This is a genomic window from Streptomyces boninensis (assembly GCF_048572725.1).
Taxonomy (GTDB): domain Bacteria; phylum Actinomycetota; class Actinomycetes; order Streptomycetales; family Streptomycetaceae; genus Streptomyces; species Streptomyces boninensis.
Window position 1 is genome coordinate 2,825,506 of record NZ_CP183837.1, and the last position, 21,898, is coordinate 2,847,403.

At 71.5% G+C, this 21,898-nt stretch carries 17 protein-coding genes; 6 read left to right on the plus strand and 11 right to left on the minus strand.

Annotation, left to right across the window (positions count from 1 at the left end):
- The first annotated feature begins 317 nt into the window (after positions 1-317).
- Both ACNNMR_RS12780 and ACNNMR_RS12785 read left to right on the plus strand, forming a co-directional pair.
- Positions 318-1,112 (plus strand): SDR family oxidoreductase, encoded by a 795-nt coding sequence (locus tag ACNNMR_RS12780; RefSeq protein WP_419994704.1) that lies wholly within the window; start codon positions 318-320, stop codon positions 1,110-1,112.
- Between the two features lie 115 nt (positions 1,113-1,227).
- The gene (locus tag ACNNMR_RS12785; protein ID WP_419994705.1) at positions 1,228-2,352 is read left to right on the plus strand and encodes an L-talarate/galactarate dehydratase; all 1,125 of its coding nucleotides are present in this window, start codon (positions 1,228-1,230) and stop codon (positions 2,350-2,352) included.
- A 57-nt stretch (positions 2,353-2,409) separates the two neighbouring features.
- Here ACNNMR_RS12785 and ACNNMR_RS12790 read toward each other — a convergent pair whose 3' ends face one another.
- Positions 2,410-2,967 (minus strand): GlcG/HbpS family heme-binding protein, encoded by a 558-nt coding sequence (locus ACNNMR_RS12790; protein WP_420000343.1) that lies wholly within the window; start codon positions 2,965-2,967, stop codon positions 2,410-2,412.
- A gap of 222 nt (positions 2,968-3,189) precedes the next feature.
- Between ACNNMR_RS12790 and ACNNMR_RS12795 the strand changes: the two genes are divergently transcribed.
- The 4 genes from ACNNMR_RS12795 to ACNNMR_RS12810 all read left to right on the plus strand — a co-directional run bounded on the left by ACNNMR_RS12795 (position 3,190) and on the right by ACNNMR_RS12810 (position 8,684).
- Positions 3,190-4,512: a sensor histidine kinase gene (locus tag ACNNMR_RS12795; protein ID WP_419994706.1), complete on the plus strand. Its 1,323-nt coding sequence runs from the start codon at positions 3,190-3,192 to the stop codon at positions 4,510-4,512.
- Positions 4,482-5,150: a response regulator gene (locus ACNNMR_RS12800; protein ID WP_420000344.1), complete on the plus strand. Its 669-nt coding sequence runs from the start codon at positions 4,482-4,484 to the stop codon at positions 5,148-5,150. Before ACNNMR_RS12795 ends, ACNNMR_RS12800 begins: the two co-directional genes overlap by 31 nt.
- Before the next feature lie 117 nt (positions 5,151-5,267).
- The gene (locus ACNNMR_RS12805; protein WP_419994707.1) at positions 5,268-7,805 is read left to right on the plus strand and encodes an Ig-like domain-containing protein; all 2,538 of its coding nucleotides are present in this window, start codon (positions 5,268-5,270) and stop codon (positions 7,803-7,805) included.
- Positions 7,806-7,898: 93 nt separating this feature from the next.
- The gene (locus ACNNMR_RS12810) at positions 7,899-8,684 is read left to right on the plus strand and encodes an isocitrate lyase/PEP mutase family protein (protein WP_419994708.1); all 786 of its coding nucleotides are present in this window, start codon (positions 7,899-7,901) and stop codon (positions 8,682-8,684) included.
- Here ACNNMR_RS12810 and ACNNMR_RS12815 read toward each other — a convergent pair.
- From ACNNMR_RS12815 to ACNNMR_RS12860, 10 genes are read right to left on the minus strand one after another with little or no spacing between them, the layout of a single operon-like run.
- On the minus strand, positions 8,681-10,483 hold the full coding sequence (locus ACNNMR_RS12815; RefSeq protein ID WP_419994709.1) for a sulfatase: 1,803 nt from the start codon (positions 10,481-10,483) through the stop codon (positions 8,681-8,683). The genes ACNNMR_RS12810 and ACNNMR_RS12815 overlap by 4 nt on opposite strands.
- Positions 10,470-12,287, minus strand: coding sequence for a fumarylacetoacetate hydrolase family protein (locus ACNNMR_RS12820; RefSeq protein WP_419994710.1), 1,818 nt, complete (start codon positions 12,285-12,287; stop codon positions 10,470-10,472). The genes ACNNMR_RS12815 and ACNNMR_RS12820 overlap by 14 nt, the downstream gene beginning before the upstream one ends.
- A 40-nt stretch (positions 12,288-12,327) precedes the next feature.
- The gene (locus tag ACNNMR_RS12825) at positions 12,328-14,157 is read right to left on the minus strand and encodes a glycosyl hydrolase family 28-related protein (RefSeq protein ID WP_419994711.1); all 1,830 of its coding nucleotides are present in this window, start codon (positions 14,155-14,157) and stop codon (positions 12,328-12,330) included.
- Positions 14,158-14,176: 19 nt separating this feature from the next.
- Positions 14,177-15,097 carry a dihydrodipicolinate synthase family protein gene (locus ACNNMR_RS12830; RefSeq protein ID WP_419994712.1) on the minus strand — a complete coding sequence of 307 codons (921 nt, stop codon included), beginning with the start codon at positions 15,095-15,097 and terminating at the stop codon, positions 14,177-14,179.
- Positions 15,097-16,692 carry an FAD-dependent oxidoreductase gene (locus ACNNMR_RS12835; protein WP_420000345.1) on the minus strand — a complete coding sequence of 532 codons (1,596 nt, stop codon included), beginning with the start codon at positions 16,690-16,692 and terminating at the stop codon, positions 15,097-15,099. Before ACNNMR_RS12835 ends, ACNNMR_RS12830 begins: the two co-directional genes overlap by 1 nt.
- A gap of 14 nt (positions 16,693-16,706) precedes the next feature.
- Positions 16,707-17,546: an ATP-binding cassette domain-containing protein gene (locus ACNNMR_RS12840; RefSeq protein WP_419994713.1), complete on the minus strand. Its 840-nt coding sequence runs from the start codon at positions 17,544-17,546 to the stop codon at positions 16,707-16,709.
- Positions 17,543-18,511: an ABC transporter ATP-binding protein gene (locus ACNNMR_RS12845; protein WP_419994714.1), complete on the minus strand. Its 969-nt coding sequence runs from the start codon at positions 18,509-18,511 to the stop codon at positions 17,543-17,545. Before ACNNMR_RS12845 ends, ACNNMR_RS12840 begins: the two co-directional genes overlap by 4 nt.
- Entirely contained in the window at positions 18,508-20,022 is a 1,515-nt protein-coding gene (locus ACNNMR_RS12850; protein ID WP_419994715.1) for an ABC transporter substrate-binding protein, read from the minus strand. Before ACNNMR_RS12850 ends, ACNNMR_RS12845 begins: the two co-directional genes overlap by 4 nt.
- Positions 20,023-20,062: 40 nt before the next feature.
- Positions 20,063-20,941, minus strand: a complete 879-nt coding sequence (locus tag ACNNMR_RS12855) for an ABC transporter permease (RefSeq protein ID WP_419994716.1) — start codon at positions 20,939-20,941, stop codon at positions 20,063-20,065.
- The gene (locus ACNNMR_RS12860) at positions 20,938-21,867 is read right to left on the minus strand and encodes an ABC transporter permease (protein WP_419994717.1); all 930 of its coding nucleotides are present in this window, start codon (positions 21,865-21,867) and stop codon (positions 20,938-20,940) included. Before ACNNMR_RS12860 ends, ACNNMR_RS12855 begins: the two co-directional genes overlap by 4 nt.
- Between the last annotated feature and the right edge of the window lie 31 nt (positions 21,868-21,898).

Here is a 21,898-nt window from a genome sequence, read left to right on the forward strand (position 1 = left end):
GTCCGGCTGGTCGCCGACCCTAGGCAGAGACCCGTAAGGGAGACAAGCCTCGAATTCAAAGAAACAATTCACGCCGCCCGGATTCCCCGCGAAAGGACCATTGACAGGTATGCGGCGCGCGCTCAACTCCCGCTTACGGACGGGAAACTGGGAAAGGCGCCACCGCGCCGGACCTCGTCAGAGTGACCCTTGTCACGACTTTGGTCCTGAACTCCCCAAAACGGACATTCACTTACGAGGCGGGCCAACTGCCCGCGGCCCTCGGCGTGCACCCCCGCAGCGATTAGGCTGCCGCCCACCTACCGGGAGGTAATCACATGCCCAGGACCGCCCTCATCACCGGCGCCTCTTCCGGCATCGGTGCCGCCGTCGCCGCCGCCCTCGTGCAGCGCGGACACACGGTGTACGGGACCAGCCGCGACCCGGAGAAGGTCGCCGAGCCGGTGCCCGGCGTAACCTACCTCCCGCTCGACCTCACCGACGACGCGAGCCTCGAAGCCTGCGCCGCGGCGGCGGGCAAAGTGGACATCCTGGTCAATAACGCGGGCGAGAGCCAGAGCGGCCCGATCGAGGAGCTGCCGCCCGACGCGGTCCGCCGGCTCTTCCAGACCAATGTCTTCGGCGCCGTCCGCCTCACCCAGCTGCTGCTGCCGGGCATGCGCGAGCGCGGCTACGGGCGGGTGGTGATGGTCGGCTCGATGCTGGCGAGCTTCCCGCTCGCGTACCGCTCCTCGTATGTCGCCTCCAAGGCGGCCATCAAGGGCTTCGCGTTCGCCGCACGGGGCGAGGTGGCCAAGTACGGGGTCGGGGTCACGGCCGTGGAGCCGGGTTCGATCGCGACCGGGATCAGCGGGCGGCGCACGCAGTACGTGGCGGCGGACTCCCCGTACCGGGGCGAATACGACACCATGCTCGCCGCGCTCAACGCGAACGAGGAGAGCGGGGTCTCGGCGGAGCGGGTGGCCGCGACCGTACTGAAGGCCATCGAGGCCGGGCGGCCGCGGGCGCTGTACGCGGTGGGGAGCAATGCGCCGCTGGTCTTCACACTGCGGCGGTTCATCCCGCGGGAGACGATGCTGCGGCTCACGGCGCGGCGGCACGGCTTGCGCTGACGCGCTGACCGGCGGGTTCGCCGACGCACCCTTGCCCTCTCCTGACTCACCATGGTTGCCTAGTCATGATTCAGATACGCAACCCCGGTTCACATATATGCACAGGAGAGTTTCCATGCCCGATCGCATCAGCCGCATCCGACTCTCCTCCGTCACGCTCCCGCTGGCGACGCCCATCAGCGACGCCAAGGTGCTGACGGGCCGGCAGCGGCCGATGACCGAGGTGGCGATGCTCTTCGCCGAGATAACCACCGAGGACGGGCACGAGGGGCTCGGCTTCAGCTACTCCAAGCGCGCGGGCGGGCGCGGCCAGTACGCCCACGCGCAGGAGGTCGCCGGCGACCTGCTCGGCGAGGACCCCAGCGACATCGGGCGGCTGTGGACGAAGCTGGTCTGGTCCGGCGCCTCCGTCGGCCGTACGGGCCTCGCCACCCAGGCCATCGCCGCGCTCGACGTCGCCCTGTGGGACCTCAAGGCCCGCCGCGCGAACCTCCCGCTCGCCAAACTCCTCGGCGCCCACCGCGACTCGGTCCGCTGCTACAACACCTCCGGCGGCTTCCTCCACACCCCCATCGACGAGGTCTGCGCCAACGCCACCGCCTCCCTGGAGCGCGGCATCGGCGGCATCAAGATCAAGGTCGGCCAGCCGGACACCGCGGCGGACCTCAAGCGGCTGGAGGCCGTACGCTCCCACCTCGGCGACGAGGTGCCGCTGATGGTGGACGCCAACCAGCAGTGGGACCGCACCACGGCGCTGCGCGTCGGCCGGGCGATGGAGTCGTTCGGGCTGACCTGGATCGAGGAGCCCCTCGACGCGTACGACACCGAGGGCCACGCGGCGCTCGCCGCCGCACTGGACACGCCGGTCGCGACCGGCGAGATGCTCGCGGGCGCCGCGGAGCACATCGCGCTGATCGAGGGCCGGGCCTGCGACATCATCCAGCCGGACGCGCCGCGGGTCGGCGGGATCACGCAGTTCCTGAAGGTGGCCGCGCTCGCCGAGCACCGGGGCCTGCAGCTGGCCCCGCACTTCGCGATGGAGCTGCACCTGCACCTGGCGGCGGCGTACCCGCACGCGACGTGGGTGGAACACTTCGAGTGGCTGGAGCCGCTCTTCGAGGAGCGGATGGAGATCGCGGACGGCCGGATGCTGGTGCCCTCGCGGGCGGGCCTGGGGCTGTCGCTGAGCGAGCAGGCGCGGGCCTGGACCGTGGACAGCTGCGAGCTCACGCGCGCGTAGGCAGGGGGTCTGCGGGCGATGCCCCCAGACCCCCTGCAACTGCCGGTCTCCCGGCGCTTACTGCGCCAGCGCCGCCACGCCCGCCTGGGCGAACTTCTCGTCCAGGTCGCCGGACGGGGCGCCCGCGACGCCGATGCCCGCGATCGGGGCCTCGTCGGCCTTCACCGGCGCGCCGCCGGCGAGGAAGAGGGTGCCGGGGATGTCCTTCAGCGTCGGGGCCTGCTCCAGGCGCTTGGTGAGCTCGGAGGTCGGGGCGTTCCAGGAGACGGCGGTGTACGCCTTCTTCTCGGCCGACTCGTACGACTGCGGGCCCGCACCGTCGCCGCGGAGGGTCAGGATGGTGTTGCCGTTGCGGTCCACGACGGCGACGGAGACCTTCTGGTTCTCCTTCTTCGCCGCGTCCAGAGCGGCGTTCGCGGCCTTGGTGGCGGCGGCGGTGCTCAGGTGCGTGGAGGTCGTCAGGTTGCTGTCCGCGGCGGCCGCCTGGACCGGGGCCTTCGCGGCGGCGTCCGGGGCGCCGGCGGAGGCGGAGACGGCGCCGACGGTGCCGACCGCGACGGCGGCGAGAACGGCGCCGCCGGCGGTGATGCGGGCGCGCTTGCTCATGTTCTTGATCTTCCGCACTGCTGACTCCGTAGCTGATCGGATGGATGCTGTGGTCTGCGCTCAATCCTGGTGCGGGAACCTTCGCCGACCCGTCGACGTACCGGCTGCAAGCGGCGAGCGGGACGGTCGACCGGCGGGTCATCCGATCGGCTGACCCCGGCCGGGACAAGGTGGCGCAGCATGGGGGGTACGCCCTTTTACCGCCTTTTCGCCGGACGACAGCGGGAAGACATGACACCGGACCACCACGCCGATCCCGCCGACACCCTCGGCCGCCCCGACCCCGACACCAGCTGGCTCGCGGCCGTCATCCACGTAGCGTTCTTCCTGCTGCTCGGCGGCGCCCTCGCGCGCTTCCTGATCCGGCACCCGGGCGAGCTCCGCACCCCGTGGATCATCGCCCTGTCCGCCACCCTCGCGCTGCTCTACGCGCTCGGCCCCGCACTCGGCGGCGGGCCCACGCGCGCCACAGCCCGGCGGCTGCTCTGGCTGGCGCTCGTCGTCGGCGTGTGGGTCGTGCTGGTGCTGCTGGCGCCGAGCTTCGCCTGGTGCGCGGTGCCGCTGTTCTACACCGGGCTGCGCACGCTGCCGATGCGCGGCGCGCTGGTCCTCGTGGGGCTGCTGACGGCGTTCGTCGTCGGCGCCCAGATGCAGCTCGCCAAGAGCTTCGACCCGAATCTTCTCCTCGCCCCGCCCGCCGTCGCCGCCCTCGCCACCGCCGTCTTCGTACACATGGAGCGGCAGGCGGAGCGCCAGCGCACCCTCATCCACGATCTCATCCGCACCCGCCGCGAGCTGGCCGCGACCGAGCGCCGCGAGGGCACCCTCGCCGAACGCCAGCGCCTGTCGATGGAGATCCACGACACCCTCGCCCAGTCCCTGTCCAGCCAGCGCATGCTGCTGCAGGCCGCCGACCGGATGTGGGATACGGACCCGGCCAAGGCCCGCGCCCATATCCGTACCGCGGGCGCCTTCACCGAGCGCGGCCTCTCCGAGGCCCGCCGCTTCGTGCACGACCTCGCCCCGGCGGGCCTCGCGGAGGCCGAGGCAGCGGGCGGTGGGCTGAGCGAGGCGCTGCGGGCGCTGGTCGAGCGGGAGTCGGCGGCGGGGGCGACGGCGGTACGTTTCCACGCCGAAGTTCCGGCCGAGGTGCCCGGCGGTGTTCCCGGCGACGTGCCCGCCGCAGGCAGCGGCGCCGGGCTGCCCGCCGGGGTGCAGGCGGCGCTGCTGCGCATCACGCAGGGCGCCCTCGCCAACGTCCGCGAGCACGCCGGGGCCCGTAACGCCGCGGTCACCCTCACCCACCTCGACGATCAGGTGGTCGTCGACATCGCGGACGACGGCCGCGGCTTCGCGCCGGAGTCCGCCGGGCCGCCGGGACCGCAGCGCGGCCACGGCCTGCCCGCGATCCGCGCGCGGGCACGCCAGCTCGGCGGCACGGTGACCGTAGAGTCGGCCCCGGGCCAGGGCACGGTGCTGTCGGTGTCGATCCCGCTGACCGCGCCGAGTCCAGAAGTGCCGCCATCCGCCCACCAGCAGCCGGAGCACCCGTGAACGCCACCGCCGCGAAGCCCATCCGCCTCATCCTCTGCGACGACCACGCCGTGGTCCGCGCGGGCCTGCTCGCGCTGCTGGACAGCGCCCCCGACGTCGATGTCGTCGGCGAGGCCGGCACCGGCGAGGAGGCGGTCGCGCTCGCGGCGCAGCGGAACGCCGACGTCGTGCTGATGGACCTGCAACTGGGCGCCGGCATCGACGGCGTCGAGGCCACCCGGCAGATCACGGCCGCGCACCCGGACACCCACGTCCTGGTCCTGACGACATACGACACGGACGCCGACATCACCCGCGCCATCGAGGCGGGCGCGACGGGGTACCTGCTGAAGGCGGAGCGCCCGGACGAGCTCTTCGCGGCGATCCACGCGGCGGCGGAGGGCCGTACGGCGCTGTCGCCCCCGGTCGCGGGCCGCGTCATGGCCCGGATGCGCAGCCCGCAGCCCACCCTCACCGACCGCGAACGCGACATCCTCGCCCAGCTCGCCCAGGGCCTCGGCAACCGCGACATCGCCCGCGCCCTCTTCATCAGCGAGGCCACGGTCAAGACCCACCTGGGCCGGATCTACGACAAGCTCGGCGTGGACACGCGCGCGGGCGCGGTGGCGGTGGCGAAGGAGCAGCGGCTGCTGGGGTGAGGGCCCGGGCCGTTCGGGGGAAGTTCGCGGGGGCGGGGCGAGTGGCGTACGAGGAGGCGCCCGGGCCGCGGCCTAGCGTCGGCGCGAATGCGTCCCCGCTCGATGCCGGAGCCTGCTGTGCGTCGCCCCATCGCTGTCCTGCTGTCGCTGCTCGTGGCCGTCGCCGCGGCCGCCGCGGCGGGCACCGCGCCCGCGTCCGTGGCCGCACCGGCCGACTGCGACCAGCCCACCCGGACGCTGTCCGGGGGCTCCTCCGCCTCCCTCACCCTCACCAGCGGGGAGACGCTGCTGCTGCAGAGCGGCTCGTACACCGGCGGCGTCAGCGCCTTCCCGCAGGGCGCGGTGCTGTGCGTCGCCACCGACGCCACCTTCTCCCCCTCGTACGTCAACCAGCCCGCAGGCACGCTGGTCGTCGAGGGCCAGGCGAAGCTTCCGTACTTGAGCAGCGCGAGCGGCTTCCGGCTGGACAACGCGGGCACCGTCAAGGCGGACGGGCTGAACGCCAACGGCACCACTATGGTGGTCAACCGCGCCGGGGCCACCATGGAGTTCGCCGGCGCGCTGGCCCTCGCCGACAGCTCGCAGTTCCGTAACGCCGGCACCGCCGTCGCCGGGAGCCTCACGGTCGCCCCGGACGCCGCCGTGCTCAACACCGGCAAGCTGGACCTGCCCAGCAGCGGCGTGAGCCTGTACGGGGAGCTGGACAACTCCGGCCGCATCACCATCGCCAATCACCTGAACTCACAACCCGGCTCCTCGACCTTCAACTCCTGCGTCATCAAGGTGTCCGCCGGCTGGGCGGCGGCCGGCACCGCGCAGAACTCCGGCGTCATCACCCTGGGCTCCGACTACCTCAACAACAGCGGCACCCTCACCCAGACCACCGGCGGCCGCATCGGCGGCGCCAACTTCACCAACAGCGGCACGATCCAGGGCTTCGGCGGCTATCGCTTCACGGGAAATACGGTCAACCAGGCCACCTTCTCCGGCGACTCGGCGAGCGACCCCATCGCCTTCTACGACACCACCCAGACCAGCGGCGGCATCTTCGATACGGCCGGCGGCACGGTCACGAACACCGAGCGGGCCGAGGTGACCGTGGACGCGGACTCCTCCCCCGCGGGCTGCGCGTCTCCCTTCACCACCAGCGCCGACCTGTACGTGTACAAGACGGGACCGGCCGCGGTGAGTACGGGCGACAAGGTCACGTACACCGTCACCGCGGCCAACCTCGGCCCCGGCCCGGCCACCGACGTCACCGTCACTGACACCCTCCCGGCCGGCCTCACCGACGTCACCGCCTCCGACGGCGGCACCGTCTCCGGCACCACCGTCACCTGGCAGGCCGGCGATATCGCCGCCGGGGACGCGGTCAACTACGAGGTGACCGGCACGGCCGCCGAAGCCGGCACCCTGCACGACACGGCCGCGGGCCGTACCACCGCCACGGACCCGGACAAGTCCAACAACGACGGCACCGCGTCCGACGCCCAGGTGGATACGACCGTCACGGACCGGGTCCCGGCCAACAACCCACCGGTGATGGCCGACCAGACCGCCAGGACCCGCGTCGACCACCGGGTGGCGGGTCGGCTGGTCGCGAGCGACCCGGACACCGGGCAGACCCTCACCTTCTCCCTCCCGGACGCTCCGCAAGGCGCACTCCTGGGGACCGACGCGCGCGGCACGCTGACCCTCGCTCCCAACGGCGTCTACCTCTTCACCCCGGCGGAGAACTTCACCGGCCGCGCCTCGTACACCGTGCAGGTCTGCGACAACGGCACCCCCAAGCTGTGCACCCGGGCGACCCTGACGATCACGGTCAGCCCCATCGCCGCGAACGACTCCGCCGGCACGGAGTCGGGCACCCCGGTCACGATCGACACCGCGGCCAACGACCGCGGCGAGGCCACCGCGCCGACGGTCGTCACCCCGCCCGAGCACGGCACCCTCACCCAGAACCCGGACGGCACCTTCGTCTACACCCCCGACGCCGACTTCACCGGCACGGATGCCTTCACGTACCGCATCTGCAGCCCGAACGCCCCCGACGTCTGCGCGGAGGCGACGGCCACGATCCTCGTGACGGCCGCCAACCATCCGCCGGAGGTCGGCGACCGCAATCTGATCACCCGCGAGGACACCCCGGTGTCCAGCGCGGTGTCGATCGAGGACCCGGAGGGCGACGAGGTCACCGCGCGGCTCGGCGCGGAACCCGAGCACGGCACCGTGGAGGTGGCGGCTGACGGCACGTTCACGTACACGCCGGATGACGGCTACACGGGGACAGACACCTTCACGGTGATCGCCTGCGACGACGGGGACCCGGCGCTGTGCGATACGGGCCGGGTCACGGTGGTGGTGCGTCCGGCGCAGCCGCAGCCGAGCCCTACTGACTCGCCGACGGATTCGCCGGGCCCGACCGATTCGCCGACGGATTCGCCGGGCCCGACGGAGACTCCTACGGAGTCGCCGACCAGCACGACCAACCCCACCCCCGGCCCGACGCCGACCGCCACCGACTCCCCCGGGCCCACGCCCTTGCCCGACACCGGCGACGACGACACGGCCACGGCACTCGCGGTCGCCGCCGGACTCGCGGCGGCGGGCGGCCTCACGGTGCTGCTCCGGCGCCGACGTCGGGCCCGCCGCTGACCCACCCGCGGCGTGCGGCGGCAGGCGTGGGCGCCGCCCGCCGTCGGCACGTTTCGGCGGGCACCCAACCATCCCGGCCGTAGCGTCAGTCCCATGACGTACCCGCCGCAGACCGCCTTCGCCCGCCTGCACCACCAGCCCACCCCGCTCCTGCTGCCCAACGCCTGGGACCACGCCTCCGCGGCGGCCCTGGCGGCGGAGGGCTTCGCGGCGATCGGCACCACCAGCCTGGGCGTGGCGGCGGCCGCCGGGCTGCCGGACGGGGGCGGCGCGACTGCCGCCGCGACGCTGGCGCTGGCGGAGCGGCTCGGGCAGGACGGGCTGCTGTTCTCCGTGGACGCGGAGGGCGGCTTCAGCGACGACCCGGCAGAAGTCGCCGAACTGGCCCGCAAGCTGCACACCGCAGGCGCCTCCGGCATCAACCTCGAAGACGGCCGCCCGGACGGCACCCTCACCCCCGCCGACCTGCACGCCGCAAAGATCACCGCCGCCAAGACCGCCGCCCCGGCGCTCTTCGTGAACGCCCGCACGGACACGCACTGGCTCACCACCGGGCAGCCGGAGACGGAAAATCGCCTAGCGCTCTACGAACAGGCGGGGGCGGACGGCGTCTTCGTGCCGGGCCTGACAGATCCGGCCACAATCGCCACCCTGACGTCCACCCTCACCACACCCCTGAACATCCTGTACTCCCCGACCGGCCCGCCCATCCCCGACCTGACCGCCCTGGGCGTACGCCGCATCAGCCTCGGCTCGCTCCTCTACCGCACCGCCCTGACCGCGGCCATCACCACCGCAACCGCCATCCGCGACGGCCGCCCGCCGGACCTCACCGCCCTCTCCTACGCGGACGTGCTGGCGCTACGCACTCCGCACTAGGGCACCGCCGCGAGCGCCGCGGCGACGGTGCGGAGGCGAGCGGCGTCCAGTACCGCAGGCGCCAGGGCGGCCAAGTCGCGCAGAGTGATGTGGCCGAGGGTGGCCAGCCGCGGGTTGCTGAGCAGGCCGGGGACCGCCTTTTCGATGGCTGCGGCCGCCGCCGGTTCCGCGAGGAGCGTGGACAGGGGGCTGCGCGGGTCGATGCGGCCCTGGGGCAGCTCGTCCTCGGCGGGGAGGGCCGCGGCGGCGCGTTCCGCCGCCTCGTGTTGTACGCGTACGAGGAGATGCTCGCGGCCGATCTCGCCCGCCACCGGGAGGCCCAGCCGCTGGAACTGGTCGGCCGGGGCGTCATTGGCGCGCATCAGGGCGGCCATCAGCCGCGCCATCCGCAGCTCCAGCTCGTCGTCGAGGAGCGGGGTTTCCTGCCGGGGGTCGGCTTCGAGGTCGAAGAGGAGTGAGCCGTGGTGGTGGGTGTTGCGCTGCCCGTGGGCGGGGATCCGCAGGACCGGGCAGTCCTTGGTGAAGGAGAACGGGGCGTCGAGCTCGGCCTCGCACAGCTCCTTCGCCGATACGTGGCCCCTCATGCGCGTGGGCATCAGCGTGTACTCGTAGAGCGGTGCGTTGTCCGCGCTCGCGCTCGCGCGCATGTAGACGTAGCGGCCGTCCGTGACATTGACGTGGCCGCCGAACGAGCCGAAGAGCGCAGCCTCGCGCACCGGCGCATCGCTCGCGGTCGTCTCGCGCAAGGGTGCGCCCTGCATGTCCGGCGGCCGGTCGACGCCGAAGTACTCCAGCAGCGTCGGGGCGAGGTCGATGGTCTGCACGAGGCTGTCGCGGCGCTCGCCGCGGACGCCGGTGCGCGGGTCCCAGACGAACAGCGGGGTGTGGATGTTCTCGTCGTACCAGGGCTGGATGTTCTTGCCCCACCAGCCGTGCTCGCCGAGCAGGAAGCCGTGGTCGGTGCCGACGATGAGCATCGTGTCGTCCCACATCCCGTGGGCGTCCATGGCGTCCAGCACCCGGCCCAGGGAGCCGTCGCACATGCTCAGCAGCGCGGCGTATTCGTAGCGGACGTGCTCCACTGCCTGCGGGCGCTCGGTGGTGCGCTTGTACTCCGGCCAGTCGAGGTGCGGGCCGTCGTAGGCGTGCGGGTAGAGGTCCTTGTACTGCTTGTACGTGTAGAAGGGCTCGTGCGGATCGAAGGTCTCGATCTGCAGGAACCAGTTCTCCTGGGCGTGGTTCGTCTCGATGAAGTCCAGGCCGGCCTCGAAGGTGCGCGACTGCGGGTGGTCCTCCTCGCGTTCGAGGTGGCCGCGGTTGATCCAGTCCTGCCGCCAGAGCGCGTTGCGCTGCAGCCGCGCCGCCTCGGGGATGTCCGGCTCTGCGAGCTGGCCCTTCCACGGGTCGCCCTCCTGGCCGCGGAAGAACTCCCAGGTGGAGTAGCGGGTGTGGTAGGTCGCCCCGCCGTCCTCGACGTAGTGCTGGTGGTCGGTGGCCAAGTGGGAGTGGATGCCGTGCTCGCCCAGCAGCCGCGGCATCGAGTCGTCGAACGGCTCCAGCGGGCCCCAGCTGCGGTGCAGGAAGTTGTAGCGGCCGGTGTGCAGTTCCCGGCGGGCGGGGATGCAGGGCATCGAACCGCCGTAGCAGTTGCCGAAGGTCGCGCTGCGCTCGGCGAGGCGGCGGAAGTTGGGAGCGTGCACCCAGTCATTGCCGTACGGGGGCAGGAAGCGCCGGTTCAGAGTGTCGAAGAAGACCAGGATCGCCCGGGTCGGCTGCCCGCTCCGGTCATTGCCCGCCATGCCGCTCCTTCGGTACGAGCTCCGCCTCGACCGCGCCGAGGCCTTCGATCGCGCCGCGGACCACCAGGCCGTTCTCGTACGCCTCCCGGGAGACGCGGAGGTGCGCGACGCTCCGGCCGAGCGTAATCACATCCCCGGGGAACAGGGTGATCATGCTGGAGATCGTCGTGATCAGCTCGTCCGGTCCCGCGATGTACTGCGACGTATTGCCGTGGACCACCTGGCCGCCGATCTCCAGCGACATGGCCCGGCCGCTCCAGTCGCGGCCCGCCACCAGCTCACCGACGACATTGAAGCCGTCCGCCCACCTCCCGTAAACCGCGGGAATCCCGCGCTCGCCGAGCCGCGCCGGCTCGACTACGGCGTCGGCGAAGGAGAGGTCGCAGAGTGAGATGAGGGGTGCGTAGCCGAGGATGGCCGAGCGGCCGTCCTCGACGTCGGCCGCCAGCTCGCGGACCACAGTGGCCAGCTCGATGCTCACGACGATGTCGCCCGCGCGCGGCGGGATTTCGACGACAGAGCCACCCGCGGTGAGGGACCTGGCCGGACCGTTCAGGAAGCGCGGCACCTCAAGCTGGGCGAGACCATCCTCCGCCGACCGGTCGTTGCCGAACGACGTATAGAAGTGGCGTGCCCCTCCCACCGTCCACTCCCCCGGCGACTCCAGCACGCGCGCGTCCGACGCGGCCACCTCCCGGATGGCGTACGAGGGATGGGACTCCATCGGCACGCGCGGGCGCTCGCTCCCGTCGGCGATCCGGACCGGGTTCACCAGGGTGCCGACATGCTCGATCTCGACCTCCAGCCGCGTCTCCGGGTCGGCCGCGTCGTCCCGGAGGACCGGCAGGCCGTCGACGCCCATCGTGCCGAAGTGGATCACATCGCCGGGCTCCAGCGAGGCGAACGACGAGTACCAGTGGATGACCCGCTCGATCCCCATCAGCGTCGCCGCGGTGTGCGCGCGGTCGCGGGTCCGGCCGGACTGGCGGGTGTACATGAGGAGGTTGTACGGGTCCGCCACCTCGTCCTTCGTGACCAGGTACGGGCCCATCGGGCACAGGGTGTCGGCCTTCTTGCCGCCCCAGGAGGCGGTGGCCTGGTAGAGCCAGTCGTTGTAGCGGGCCGGGAGGCCGTAGCCGTTGCCGGCGTTACCGGGGACCGCGCGGTAGTAGTAGCTGCCGGAGACGTCGTTCACCACGGTGTAGCCGGCGACGTGGTCCATGGCGCGGTCGAGGGGGATGTAGCGGCCGGGCTTGCCGATGACGATCGCGAGCTCGACGTTGTACGCCATGTGCGGCAGGTGGTGGTCGTGCTTCATCGTCACCGGGGTACCGGGGCCGATGGCCGCTCCCTGCGGGCGCTGGTGGCCCAGCGGGAACAGGTTCAGGCTGCCGATGTTCGGGTTGTTGCGGACGAACGACGGGGAGTTGGTGACCAGGCCCCAGTAGAGGCGCGGCCGCGGGATGGGGGCGAGCAGCTCGACCTCGGCGACGGGGTGCCCGGCCCGCGGGAGGAGCGTCGCGTCGGTCTGGGTCACGAACCGCTCGACATACCCGGCCAGCCGCGACAGCGCCTCCATGCCCGCGTCCTCGAGGGCCAGGAACTCCGCCAGCGTGGCCGGCCACGCGTCCCCGAGCCAGCGGGGACGCGTGGCCACGAGGCCGGACGACGGGATCGACGCATACTTCGTGAGAAAGGCCTCGGCCCGGGCGGGTTCGAGGACCCACGCCGTGCCGTCGGAGGGCTCGATGGCGACGAACCCCCATCGCTCGGAGCCCTCGAATAGATAACTGGCCAGTCTCACGGGTGATTACTTCCTCGGGTGTCTGATGAAGAGTCGGCGGTCAGATCCGGGCGCCCAGCGGCAGATGGCGCCAGCCCTTGCCGTCCGAGATCGCCAGCACGGGGTTGTCGGCCGCGTCGTGCACCATGGCCACCGCGCCGGCCTTCGGCTCGGGCAGGTCGGCGGCCGCCACTGTCGCCAGCTGCAGGCTGTGGGCGTAGACCGTGCGCACCCGCTTCTCCGCCGAGCCGACGTCGCGGGCGTTGTCGGCGGTCGGGACGAGTCCGTTGATGTCCACCCGCAGCGCCGCGACGCCGTTGGTGCTGTTCGTCGCGCACAGCAGTTCGACGGCCGCGGCGCCGGATTCATTGGCCGGCACGACCCGTACGCCGCCCTTCACTCCGGGGCCCGCGCCCGCCGCCTGGTCCGATGCGGCGACGAAGCTGCCGTACGCGTCGGAGCCGACGTCGGGGGTGCCTGTGGTGGTGGCCCGTACGACGAGGGCGGCGTTCTTCGACGCGGTGAGCTCGTGCTTGTTGGCGCCCGGGCCGCGGCGCTCGATGTAGTTCCCGTCGCCGACCGTCTCGGCGTACAGCACACCGGCCGTGTTCTCGAAGGTGTTCCCGACGATCGTGGACCCGGTCAGCTTCCCGATCACACGCACCGGCGGTGACGTCTCGACCGGGTTGTCTCCGAAGGCGTTGCCCATGACCGCGACCCCGGCCACGTCGCCGTTGATCCGGAGCGCGCTCCAGCGCTCCTCCTTGAGGAGGTTCCAGTTCTCGAAGGTGTTGGCGGAGACCGTGACCTCGGAGGCCGGCCCGCCGAAGTAGACCGGCGACCCCTCGATCCAGTTGAAGCCGTTGCCGGTGATGGTGACGTGCTGAGCCTTCGCCTCGGGCCGGAACTCGATCGCATGCGGCGGGCGGGCGCCGCCGCCGGGGTCGCCGCCGCCGAGGATGTTGCCCGTGAAGGTGAGGTTCGTACCGCCGGTGGTGACGGAGACGATCGCGCCGCCGGTGCCGTTCTCGACGACGTTTCCGGCGAAGGTCGAGTTGATGATGCTGCCGGAGAACAGCCGCTTGCCGATGTCGAGGATGTTGTTCGCGATCACCGCGCCGCGGAAGTTGTGGGCGTCCGCGCCGCTGGTGATGATCGCCGTGCCCATGCTGTGGAAGTGATTACCCTCGATGAGCCACTTGCGCATCCCGTACGGCAGCACATGCACGCCGTCGCCGCCGACCCCTGACGTCGGCCACGAGATCTCCAGGCCCACATCACCGACCGCGACCAGGTTGTTGGTGAAGACCAGACCGCGCCCCACCTGCCGCACCGCGGTGTAGAACTCGATGAACGTGCACTCGGTGACCGTCGCGTCCATATCGTCGGTGTTCGGCGGCACGGCCCCGGGGTCCCGGTTGATGCGCAGGCCGACCGTCTTCTTCAGGCTCGGCGGCGCTACGAAGGCAAGGCCGCGAACCGCCGCCAGCGGGGCCTGTACCTCCATCGCCGTCCCGTCGAAATCGACGTCGATGATCGAGGTCCGCGATCCCATGGTGCCCGCCCCGGCGAGGACGAGTCGGTTGAAGTGCCCGTCACCCGCGCTCTCCACGTCGGGCACGACCACCGTCTTGGTGATGCGATACGTGCCCGGCGGAAAGTAGACGATCTTGTTCTTCCGCTCCCGCTGCGCGTCGATGGCCTTCTGGATGGGCCCGGTGTCGTCGGCGACACCGTCGGCGACGGCGCCGAAATCCTGCGGTGTGGTGGCATTGGCCACGTCGACCGGCTCGGCCCGCGCGGCGGCCTGCGCGGACGACCCGAAGCCGCCGACTGCCGCGCCGGTGATGCCCGCGATGCCGGCGGCGCGCAGGAGATGACGTCTGTTCACGCTCGTGCCCATGCTGCTGCTATCCCTTCGTCGGGTGGAGTAGCTGGTTCTGGTGCGCTGCGATGAACTGCTGGAAGGCGTCGCGCTCCGCCGGCTCGCTGCGGAGCAGGGGTGGCGCCACATACGGGGGGCACAGGGCCAGTTGGGCGAGGATCTCCTTGACGCCCGAGGTGCCGCGGCGGATGGTGTGGAGCCCGGTGAGCGCGGTGATGAGGGCCTGGAGCCGGTGGGTCTCGTCGCGGTCGCCGGCCTGGTGGGCGGCGACCAGCTGCAGCGCCAGGCCGGGGCCGATGTTGGCGACGCCTGGGACGACGCCGTCGGCGCCGAGTTCCAGGGCCGCGGCGAGCTGGGTCTCCGCGCCCTGGCTGACGGCGAAGCCGGGCCGGGTCCTGGCCCGCTCGACGAGATAGCCGAAGAAATCGATGTCGCCGGAGCTGTCCTTGATCCCCGCGAGGTGGTCGAGGTCCAGGAGCGCGTCGATCAGCGCGCGGGTGAGCGGGTTGCTGTAGCGCGGCGCGTTGTACGCGATCACCGGAAGGCCGACTCCGGCCAGCGCGGCGTAGTGGGAGACGATCTCGTCGTCACGGTGCTGGAAGTAGATCGGCGGGCTCATGACCAGCGCGTCAGCATTGGCCGCCGCCGCGATCTCGGCGCGTTCAAGCGCCTCCAGTGTGCCGGCCGCGGTCACGTTCACCGTGACCACGCCGCCGTCGGTGAGCGACCGCCACTTCTTGATCACCCCGTCGAGGAACGCCCCGATGGTCGCCGTCGGCAGCAGCGGACCCTCCCCGTTGCTGCCGAGCAGCATCAGCTTCTCGACGCCCGCACCGGCGAGGGCGCCGAGCAGATCGTCGGCGACCGCGGGCCGGCCCGTCTCGTCCATCGGCGTGATGAGGGGGACGGTGACGCCGCCCAGCAGCGCTATGCCATCGATGGTCATCAGTAGCCCTTCACCTCGGGCCAGGCCAGCTCGAAACCGTCCTGCACGAGCTCGCTCTGGAACGTCCCGAGAAGCAGGGCATCCGCCCTGACCTGCTCCGGCGTCAGGGAGTTGGCCAGGCAGTGGGCCGCCAGCGCGCCCGCCGCCTCGCCGATGTTCCACTCGACGGGATGGAGCCGGTAGCAGCCGTTGGTGATGTGCGTGGTGCCGATGTTCTTGCCCGCGGCCAGGAGGTTGCGCATCCGGACCGGCAGCAGGGCGCCCAGCGGGATCTGGAACGGGCTGCTGGGCACGTCGATGTAGTTGTCGCCGCCGGTGGAGGGGTGCAGGTCGATCCGGTACATGCCCACCCCGACCGAGTCCGGATAGTGCACGGCGCCGGCATCGCCCCGTACCGCCATCGACAGATCCTGCTCGACGATGGTCGTCCGCGCCCGGATCCGGCGGGATTCGCGGATGTACGGCGCCATGGCCAGGCCGTCGGAGGTGCCCATCACGTCCGGGCGGAGGCGCAGGCCGGGCCAGCCGGTGCCGCCGTCGGGCCGCGGCGCCTCGGTCTGCAGCCAGTGGAGCATGCTCAGCGACAGCTGCCGGGAGCCCTCCAGGTGCTTGTCGCGCTCGTCGTCGGTGACGCCGACGAGCGTGCCGGGAAGGTAGTCGATCATCGGCCAGTTGACGACCGTGATGTCGCTCTCCGCGAAGCCCGGCGCGTACTGCTCGCGCGCGAAGATGCGGCGGAACTGCCACAGGTCCCGGTCGCCCGGGTCAGCGCTCTGATCGGCGACGACCGGCCCGGAGGGCGCGTGCGGCACGAAGGTGCGAGTGAGCGTCTCCAGAGTCCGGGGGTCCGGCGCGGTGAGGCTGAGCAGGCGGTCCGGCCAGTAGTCCGGCCGGTAGTCCCGCCAGAAGCCGTACTGCGCGGGACGGTCGATTGTGTGGTCCTCGCCCTCGCGGTGCTCGACCGCGAACACCCACGAGAACGCCTGCTGGTTGAGCGGCTGCGCCTCGCTCGGCGCGCTGGGCTCGCCCGTCTCGGCCGCGGACTCGAAGCCGATGACATGCTCGGCGTCGGCGAGCGGCAGCAGATCGGAGAGCTCGGTGGCGTCCAGGACGTAGGGCGCCTCGATGGCGCGCTCCTCGCCCGTACGGGACGCGACGGTGACACCCGTGATCCGGTCGCCGTCGACCTGGGCGGACACGGCGCGATGCCCGGTCAGCACGCGCAGCCTGCCCGCCGACCGGTACGGCGCGAGCATGCCTTCGAGTACGGCGAGGGCGACCCGCGGCTCGTGGCACAGCCGGCTCACCCGGCCCAGGCCCGGGTTCAGATCCGGCTGCCGGCGTGCGGCCGACGTCAGCGGATACCAGGTGCGGTAGTGCTCGCGCACGCCCTCGCGGAAGGCGCGGAAGGAGCGGGTGCAGCCGAACTGCTCGATCCACGCGTGCTCGTCGGGCGGCACGGCCTGGCTGGTGAGCTGGCCACCGAGCCAGTCGTACTCCTCGGTGATGACGACCGACCGGCCGCGGCGCAGCGCCGCGAGGGCCGCGGCGACGCCGCCGACACCTCCCCCGACGATGAGGACGTCGGTTCGGATGCTGTGCTCGCTACTCAACTGATCTGCTCCTGTGTCTCCCTGACCGGCACATCCGCGCCCTCCAGGTCGTAGGCGGCCCGCAAGAGGCCCTGCGTGTAGGGGTGGGAAGGCGCGGTGAACAGCTGCTCGGCCGGGGCGCTCTCGACCAGTTCGCCCTTCTTCATCACCGCGACCCGGTCCGCGATCTGCCGTACCACCGCGAGGTCGTGGGTGATGAACAGGACGGCCAGCTCCCGGGTCTTCCGGAGGTCGACGAGGAGCCGGAGGATCTGCGACTGGACCGATACGTCCAGCGCGGACACGGCCTCGTCGCACACCAGCAGCCGTGGGCGTAGCGCCAGCGCCCGCGCGATGCTGACCCGCTGCCGCTGCCCGCCGGACAGCGCCGAGGGGCGCCGGTCGGCGATGCCCCCGTCGAGTCCGACGTCGGCGAGCGCCTCCCGGAGCGCCTGCGCGCGGTCGCCGGCCGGGGCCACGGCGGGGTGGACCTTCCAGGCCTCGCGGATGATCGAGCCGACGGTCATCCGCGGGTTCAGCGAAGAGCCGGGGTCCTGGAAGACCATCTGGACGGCGCGCTGCAGCTCGGGCGGCCGCTTGTCGACCGGTCCCAGCGGGCGGCCCTCGTACGAGATCGTGCCCTGCTGCGGGCGTACGAGCCCGAGGACGCAGCGGGCGACGGTCGACTTCCCGGACCCGGACTCGCCGACCAGCGCCAGCATTTCCTGGGCGCGGATGTCGAGGCTGACGTCATCGACGGCCTGCACCGTCGTCCGCGGTGCGCGCAGCGACCGCCGCGGGCCGGGGAACGACACCCGCAGATCGCGGATCTCCAGAAGGGTGTCGGCCGATGTCATGAGCTCACCTCGGCCGCGTAATGGCAGGCGCTGAAGCGGCCCGACTCGGCCTCCCGCAGCTGCGGCACCTCGGTACGGCAGCGCTCGCGCGCCATCGGGCAGCGGGGGTGGAAGGCGCAGCCGGACGGCCGGTCGAACGGGTTGGCCGGGGCGCCCTGCAGCGGCTCGGCGATCGCCGTCTTCCGGCTCACCGCGGGCACGTTGTTGGCCAGCGCCCGGGTGTACGGATGCCGGGGCCGCTCCAGCACCTCGCGCGCCGGGCCGCGCTCGGCGACCCGGCCCGCGTACATGACCACGACGTCGTCCGCCACATGCGCCATCACCCGCAGGTCATGGCTGACCAGCAGCATGGCCACGCCCTCCTGCTCGCGCAGGTCGGCGAGCAGCTTGAGGATGCGGGCCTGGGTGGTGACGTCCAGGGCGGTCGTCGGCTCGTCGGCGATGATCAGCTGGGGGCTGCCGGCGAGGGCCATCGCGATCATCACGCGCTGGCGCATGCCGCCGGACATCTCGTGCGGGTACACGTCGATGCGCTGCTCCGGGTCCGGGATGCCGACCCGGTCGAGGAGTTGCAGCACTTTCGTACGGACCTCCTGGCGCCGCATGCCGCCGCGGCGCAGGATCTCGCCGACCTGGCGGCCGATCGTCTGGATCGGGTTCAGGGCGGCAAGGGGGTCCTGAAAGATGACGCCGATCTCGTGGCCGCGGACCTGCCGGAGCCTGCGGGCGGGGGCGTCGAGGAGGTTCTCCGACTTCCACGCGATCCGGCCGGCGGTCTTCGCCCCGGCCGGCAGCAGCCCGACGATCGACATGGAGCTCATCGTCTTGCCGCTGCCGGATTCGCCGATCAGCCCGGTCGTACGGGCGGCGGCCACCGAGAAGGACACCGAGTCGATCACCGTGCCCTCGCCGGCGCCCCCGGCGAGGGCGACCTCGAGGTCCTCGACCTCCAGCAACCCGGTCATTCCGAGACCTTCACGTGCGCGAAGGTGGGCATGCCGTCGGGGGCGAGCTTCAGCCCCTTGACGGTCTTGCGCCATGCGTAGGGCTGCTCGACGAACATGGGGTACATGCCGACCGCGTCGTTCCAGATCGTCTTGCCCGCCTTCGTGTAGAGCGCCTTGCGCTCGGCGATGTCGGTGGTGGCTCCGGCCGCGGCCAGGTCCTTGTCCAGGTCCTTGTTGCAGTAGCCGGTCCGCTTGGCGGCGCACGGGTATAGGCGCCCGAGGTTGGTGGCCGCGTCGAAGCCCTGGGAGCCGATCTGCTGGATGTTGATGTCCCACTTCATGGCGAGCAGGTCCTCCAGGAAGACGGCCTGCTCCTTCTCGATGGGGTCGACCTTGACTCCGACCTTCTTCAGGTCGGACGCGACGGCCTCGACGAACTGCCGGAAGCTCGGCTGCGAGTACTGGAAGCGGAGCTTCGTACCGAAGTCGAAGCCGGCCTTCTTCAGCGCGGCCTTCGCGGCGGCCCGGTCGAACTTCACCGGCTGCTGCTTCGCGTAGCCCAGGACCACCGGGCTGACCACCGAGTCCGCGAGCGATCCGGTCTCCGGGTACAGCGACTCGACGATCGACTTGAAGTCGACGGCCTGCCACAGCGCCCGCCGGACGGCGGCCTTCTTCAGCGCCGGGGTGCCGCTGTTCATCCACATGGTGTTGACGCCCGGGCTGGGGACGGCGTCGACGGCGAGGTTGGTGTCCGACTTGAGCTGCGCTATCTGGTCGTCAGGCATGCCCCAGGTCACGTCGACCTCGCCGGTCTTGAGCGCCGTCATCCGGGCCGCGACCTCGGGGATCGACTTGAACTCCACCCGCTTCAGGTCCGGCTTGCCGTCCCAGTAGCCGGCGTTGGGCGCCAGCTTGAGCGACTGGCCGGGCTCGAAGGACGTGACCTTGTAGGGCCCGGAGCCGACAGGCTTCTGGAAGAATCCTTTCTGCGCCGCCTTCTCGGGGGTGACGAAGAAAGACGTGATCTTCCCGAGGAACGCGGCATCCGGCGTCTTGGAGGTGAAGACCACCGTCTTCTTGTCCGGCGCGGCGGCGGTGTAGCCGCCGAAGTTGCCGGCCAGCGGGCCCTTCGCGGCGAGCACCCGCTCGAAGGAGGCGACGACCTCCCGCGCGGTCACCGGGGTGCCGTCGGTGGACTTCACACCGGAACGCAGCGTGAAGGTCCACTTGGTGGCGTCCTCGTTCGGCTTCCACTTGGTCGCCAGATCGCCCTTGAACTTGCCCGGCCCGGTGGCGGTGAGCAGCGGGCTGAAGAGCGCCCTGGCCGCCAGCTGCGTACCGGCGTCCATGCTCGCCGCGCCGTGCGGGTCGAGGTTCTCGATCGGAAGCGGTCCGGCGACATTCAGGGTGCCGTCGCCCCCCGCCCCCGCGGCGGGCGAGTCCGACCACGAGCACGCGGCCGTGACCATGAGCAGGCTGAGCGACGCGGCGGCCGCCGCGAGCGGTCTCCGGGTACGGATATCCATGCCGGGTTTCCTTTCGAATGCCGGGGTACGGGTCACCGCGCTAGTCACGGGTGCGGGTGTAGCGCCGCGTGAGCTTGTCGCCGATGAGGCCGATGCAGATGACGAGAACGGTCAGGGCGAGGCCCGGGAAGACCGTGATCCACCAGGCGGTGGCGAGATAGTCCCGGCCGTTCGCGATGCTCTGGCCCCACGACACGACGTCGGGCGGGAGTCCGAGACCGAGGAAGCTGAGCGCCGCTTCGGCCAGCACGGCCGAGGCGAGCTCGATGGTGGCGAGTGCGATGACCGACCCGGCGAGGAACGGCGCGATGTGCCGGGTGAGCGTCGCCGGCTTCGATACGCCCATGATGCGGGCGGCATCGACCCAGTCCCGCTCCCGGGTGGACATGGTGATGCTGCGCGAAAGCCGGGCGAAGCCGACCCAGCCGCCGACCGACAGCGCGATGATCACGACGTGCATGCCGCGTTCGAGCAGCCCCGAGATGACGATCGCCAGCAGGATGCCGGGGAAGGCCATCAGCACATCGATGGAGCGGGCCACGGCCATGTCCGGGAGCCGGCCGAAGTAGCCGGCGATCGCGCCGAGCGCCACGCCGATGAGGCCGGAGAGCAGCACCACCGCGATCCCGATGATGAACGAGGTCCGGGCCCCGTACACGACCTGGGCCAGCACATCGCGGCCGACGCCGTCGGTGCCCAGCCACGCGGTGCCGGACGCGGTCTCGGATCCGGGCGGCAGCAGCCGGCCCTTCACGGTCGTCGCCACGGGGTCGTAATCGATGAGCAGCGGCCCGAAGACCGCGGCGAGCAGATAGAGGCCGATGATCACGTAGGGCAGGGCGGCGAGGGGGCGGCGACGGGCCGGGGCGGCCGCGGGATCCGGCGTCGACTCGGCGACCAGGACATCCGGCTGGGTCATCGACGTGCCTCCACACGGATCCGGGGGTCGAGCTTGGCGTTGACCAGGTCGGCGGCCAGGTTGAGGACGATCACGCAGATGGCGATGAGGAAGGTGGCGCCCTGCACCACCGCGTAGTCGCGATTGCCGACGGCGCTCACCAGCAGCTGTCCGAGCCCCGGCCAGGCGAAGACCGTCTCGATCACCACGGCGCCGCCGAGCAGCGTCCCGATCTGGAGGCCCACGACCGTGACGACCGGGATCAGCGAGTTCTTCAGAACGTGCCCGCCGAGCACCTGTGTCTCGGTGAGCCCCTTCGACCGAGCGGTCTGGACGAACGCCTCGGTCATCGTCTCGGCGACGCCGCTTCTCGTCATACGGGCGACCAGGGCCGTGAACGGGATCGACAACGTTATCGCCGGCAGCACCAGATGAGGGAAGCTCCCGCCGCCCGCGCTCGGCAGCATCTTGGCCTGCAGCGCGAAGAGCAGGATCAGCATGATGCCGATCCAGAACGGCGGCACCGCCTGCAGCCCCAGCGTGAACGTCGACACGGCCCGGTCCACCAGGCTGCCGGGCCGGTGCCCGGCGACGACCCCGAGCAGGAGGCCGACGAGGATGGCGATCACCGTGGCGGCGATGGTGAGCTCGATGGTCGCCGGGAAGCGCTCCAGGACGGCCTGCATAGCCGGCCGCCCGTAGCGGTACGACTGGCCGAAGTCGAAGGTCGCGACATCGCCCAGGTAGGAGACGTACTGGAGCAGCAGCGCATCGTCGAGACCCAGCGAGTGGCGCAGGGCCGCGATCTCCTCGGCCTTCGCGCCGGGACCCAGCGCGACCGTGGCCTGATCGCCCGGCGCCAGCCGGATCACGACGAACACGGCGCTGACGACGCCCCAGATCGTGAGGAGGCCGATCGCCAGCCGCTTGGCAAGGTAGTGGATCACTGCGGCAGCCCTTTCAGCGGTGCAGGCTCAT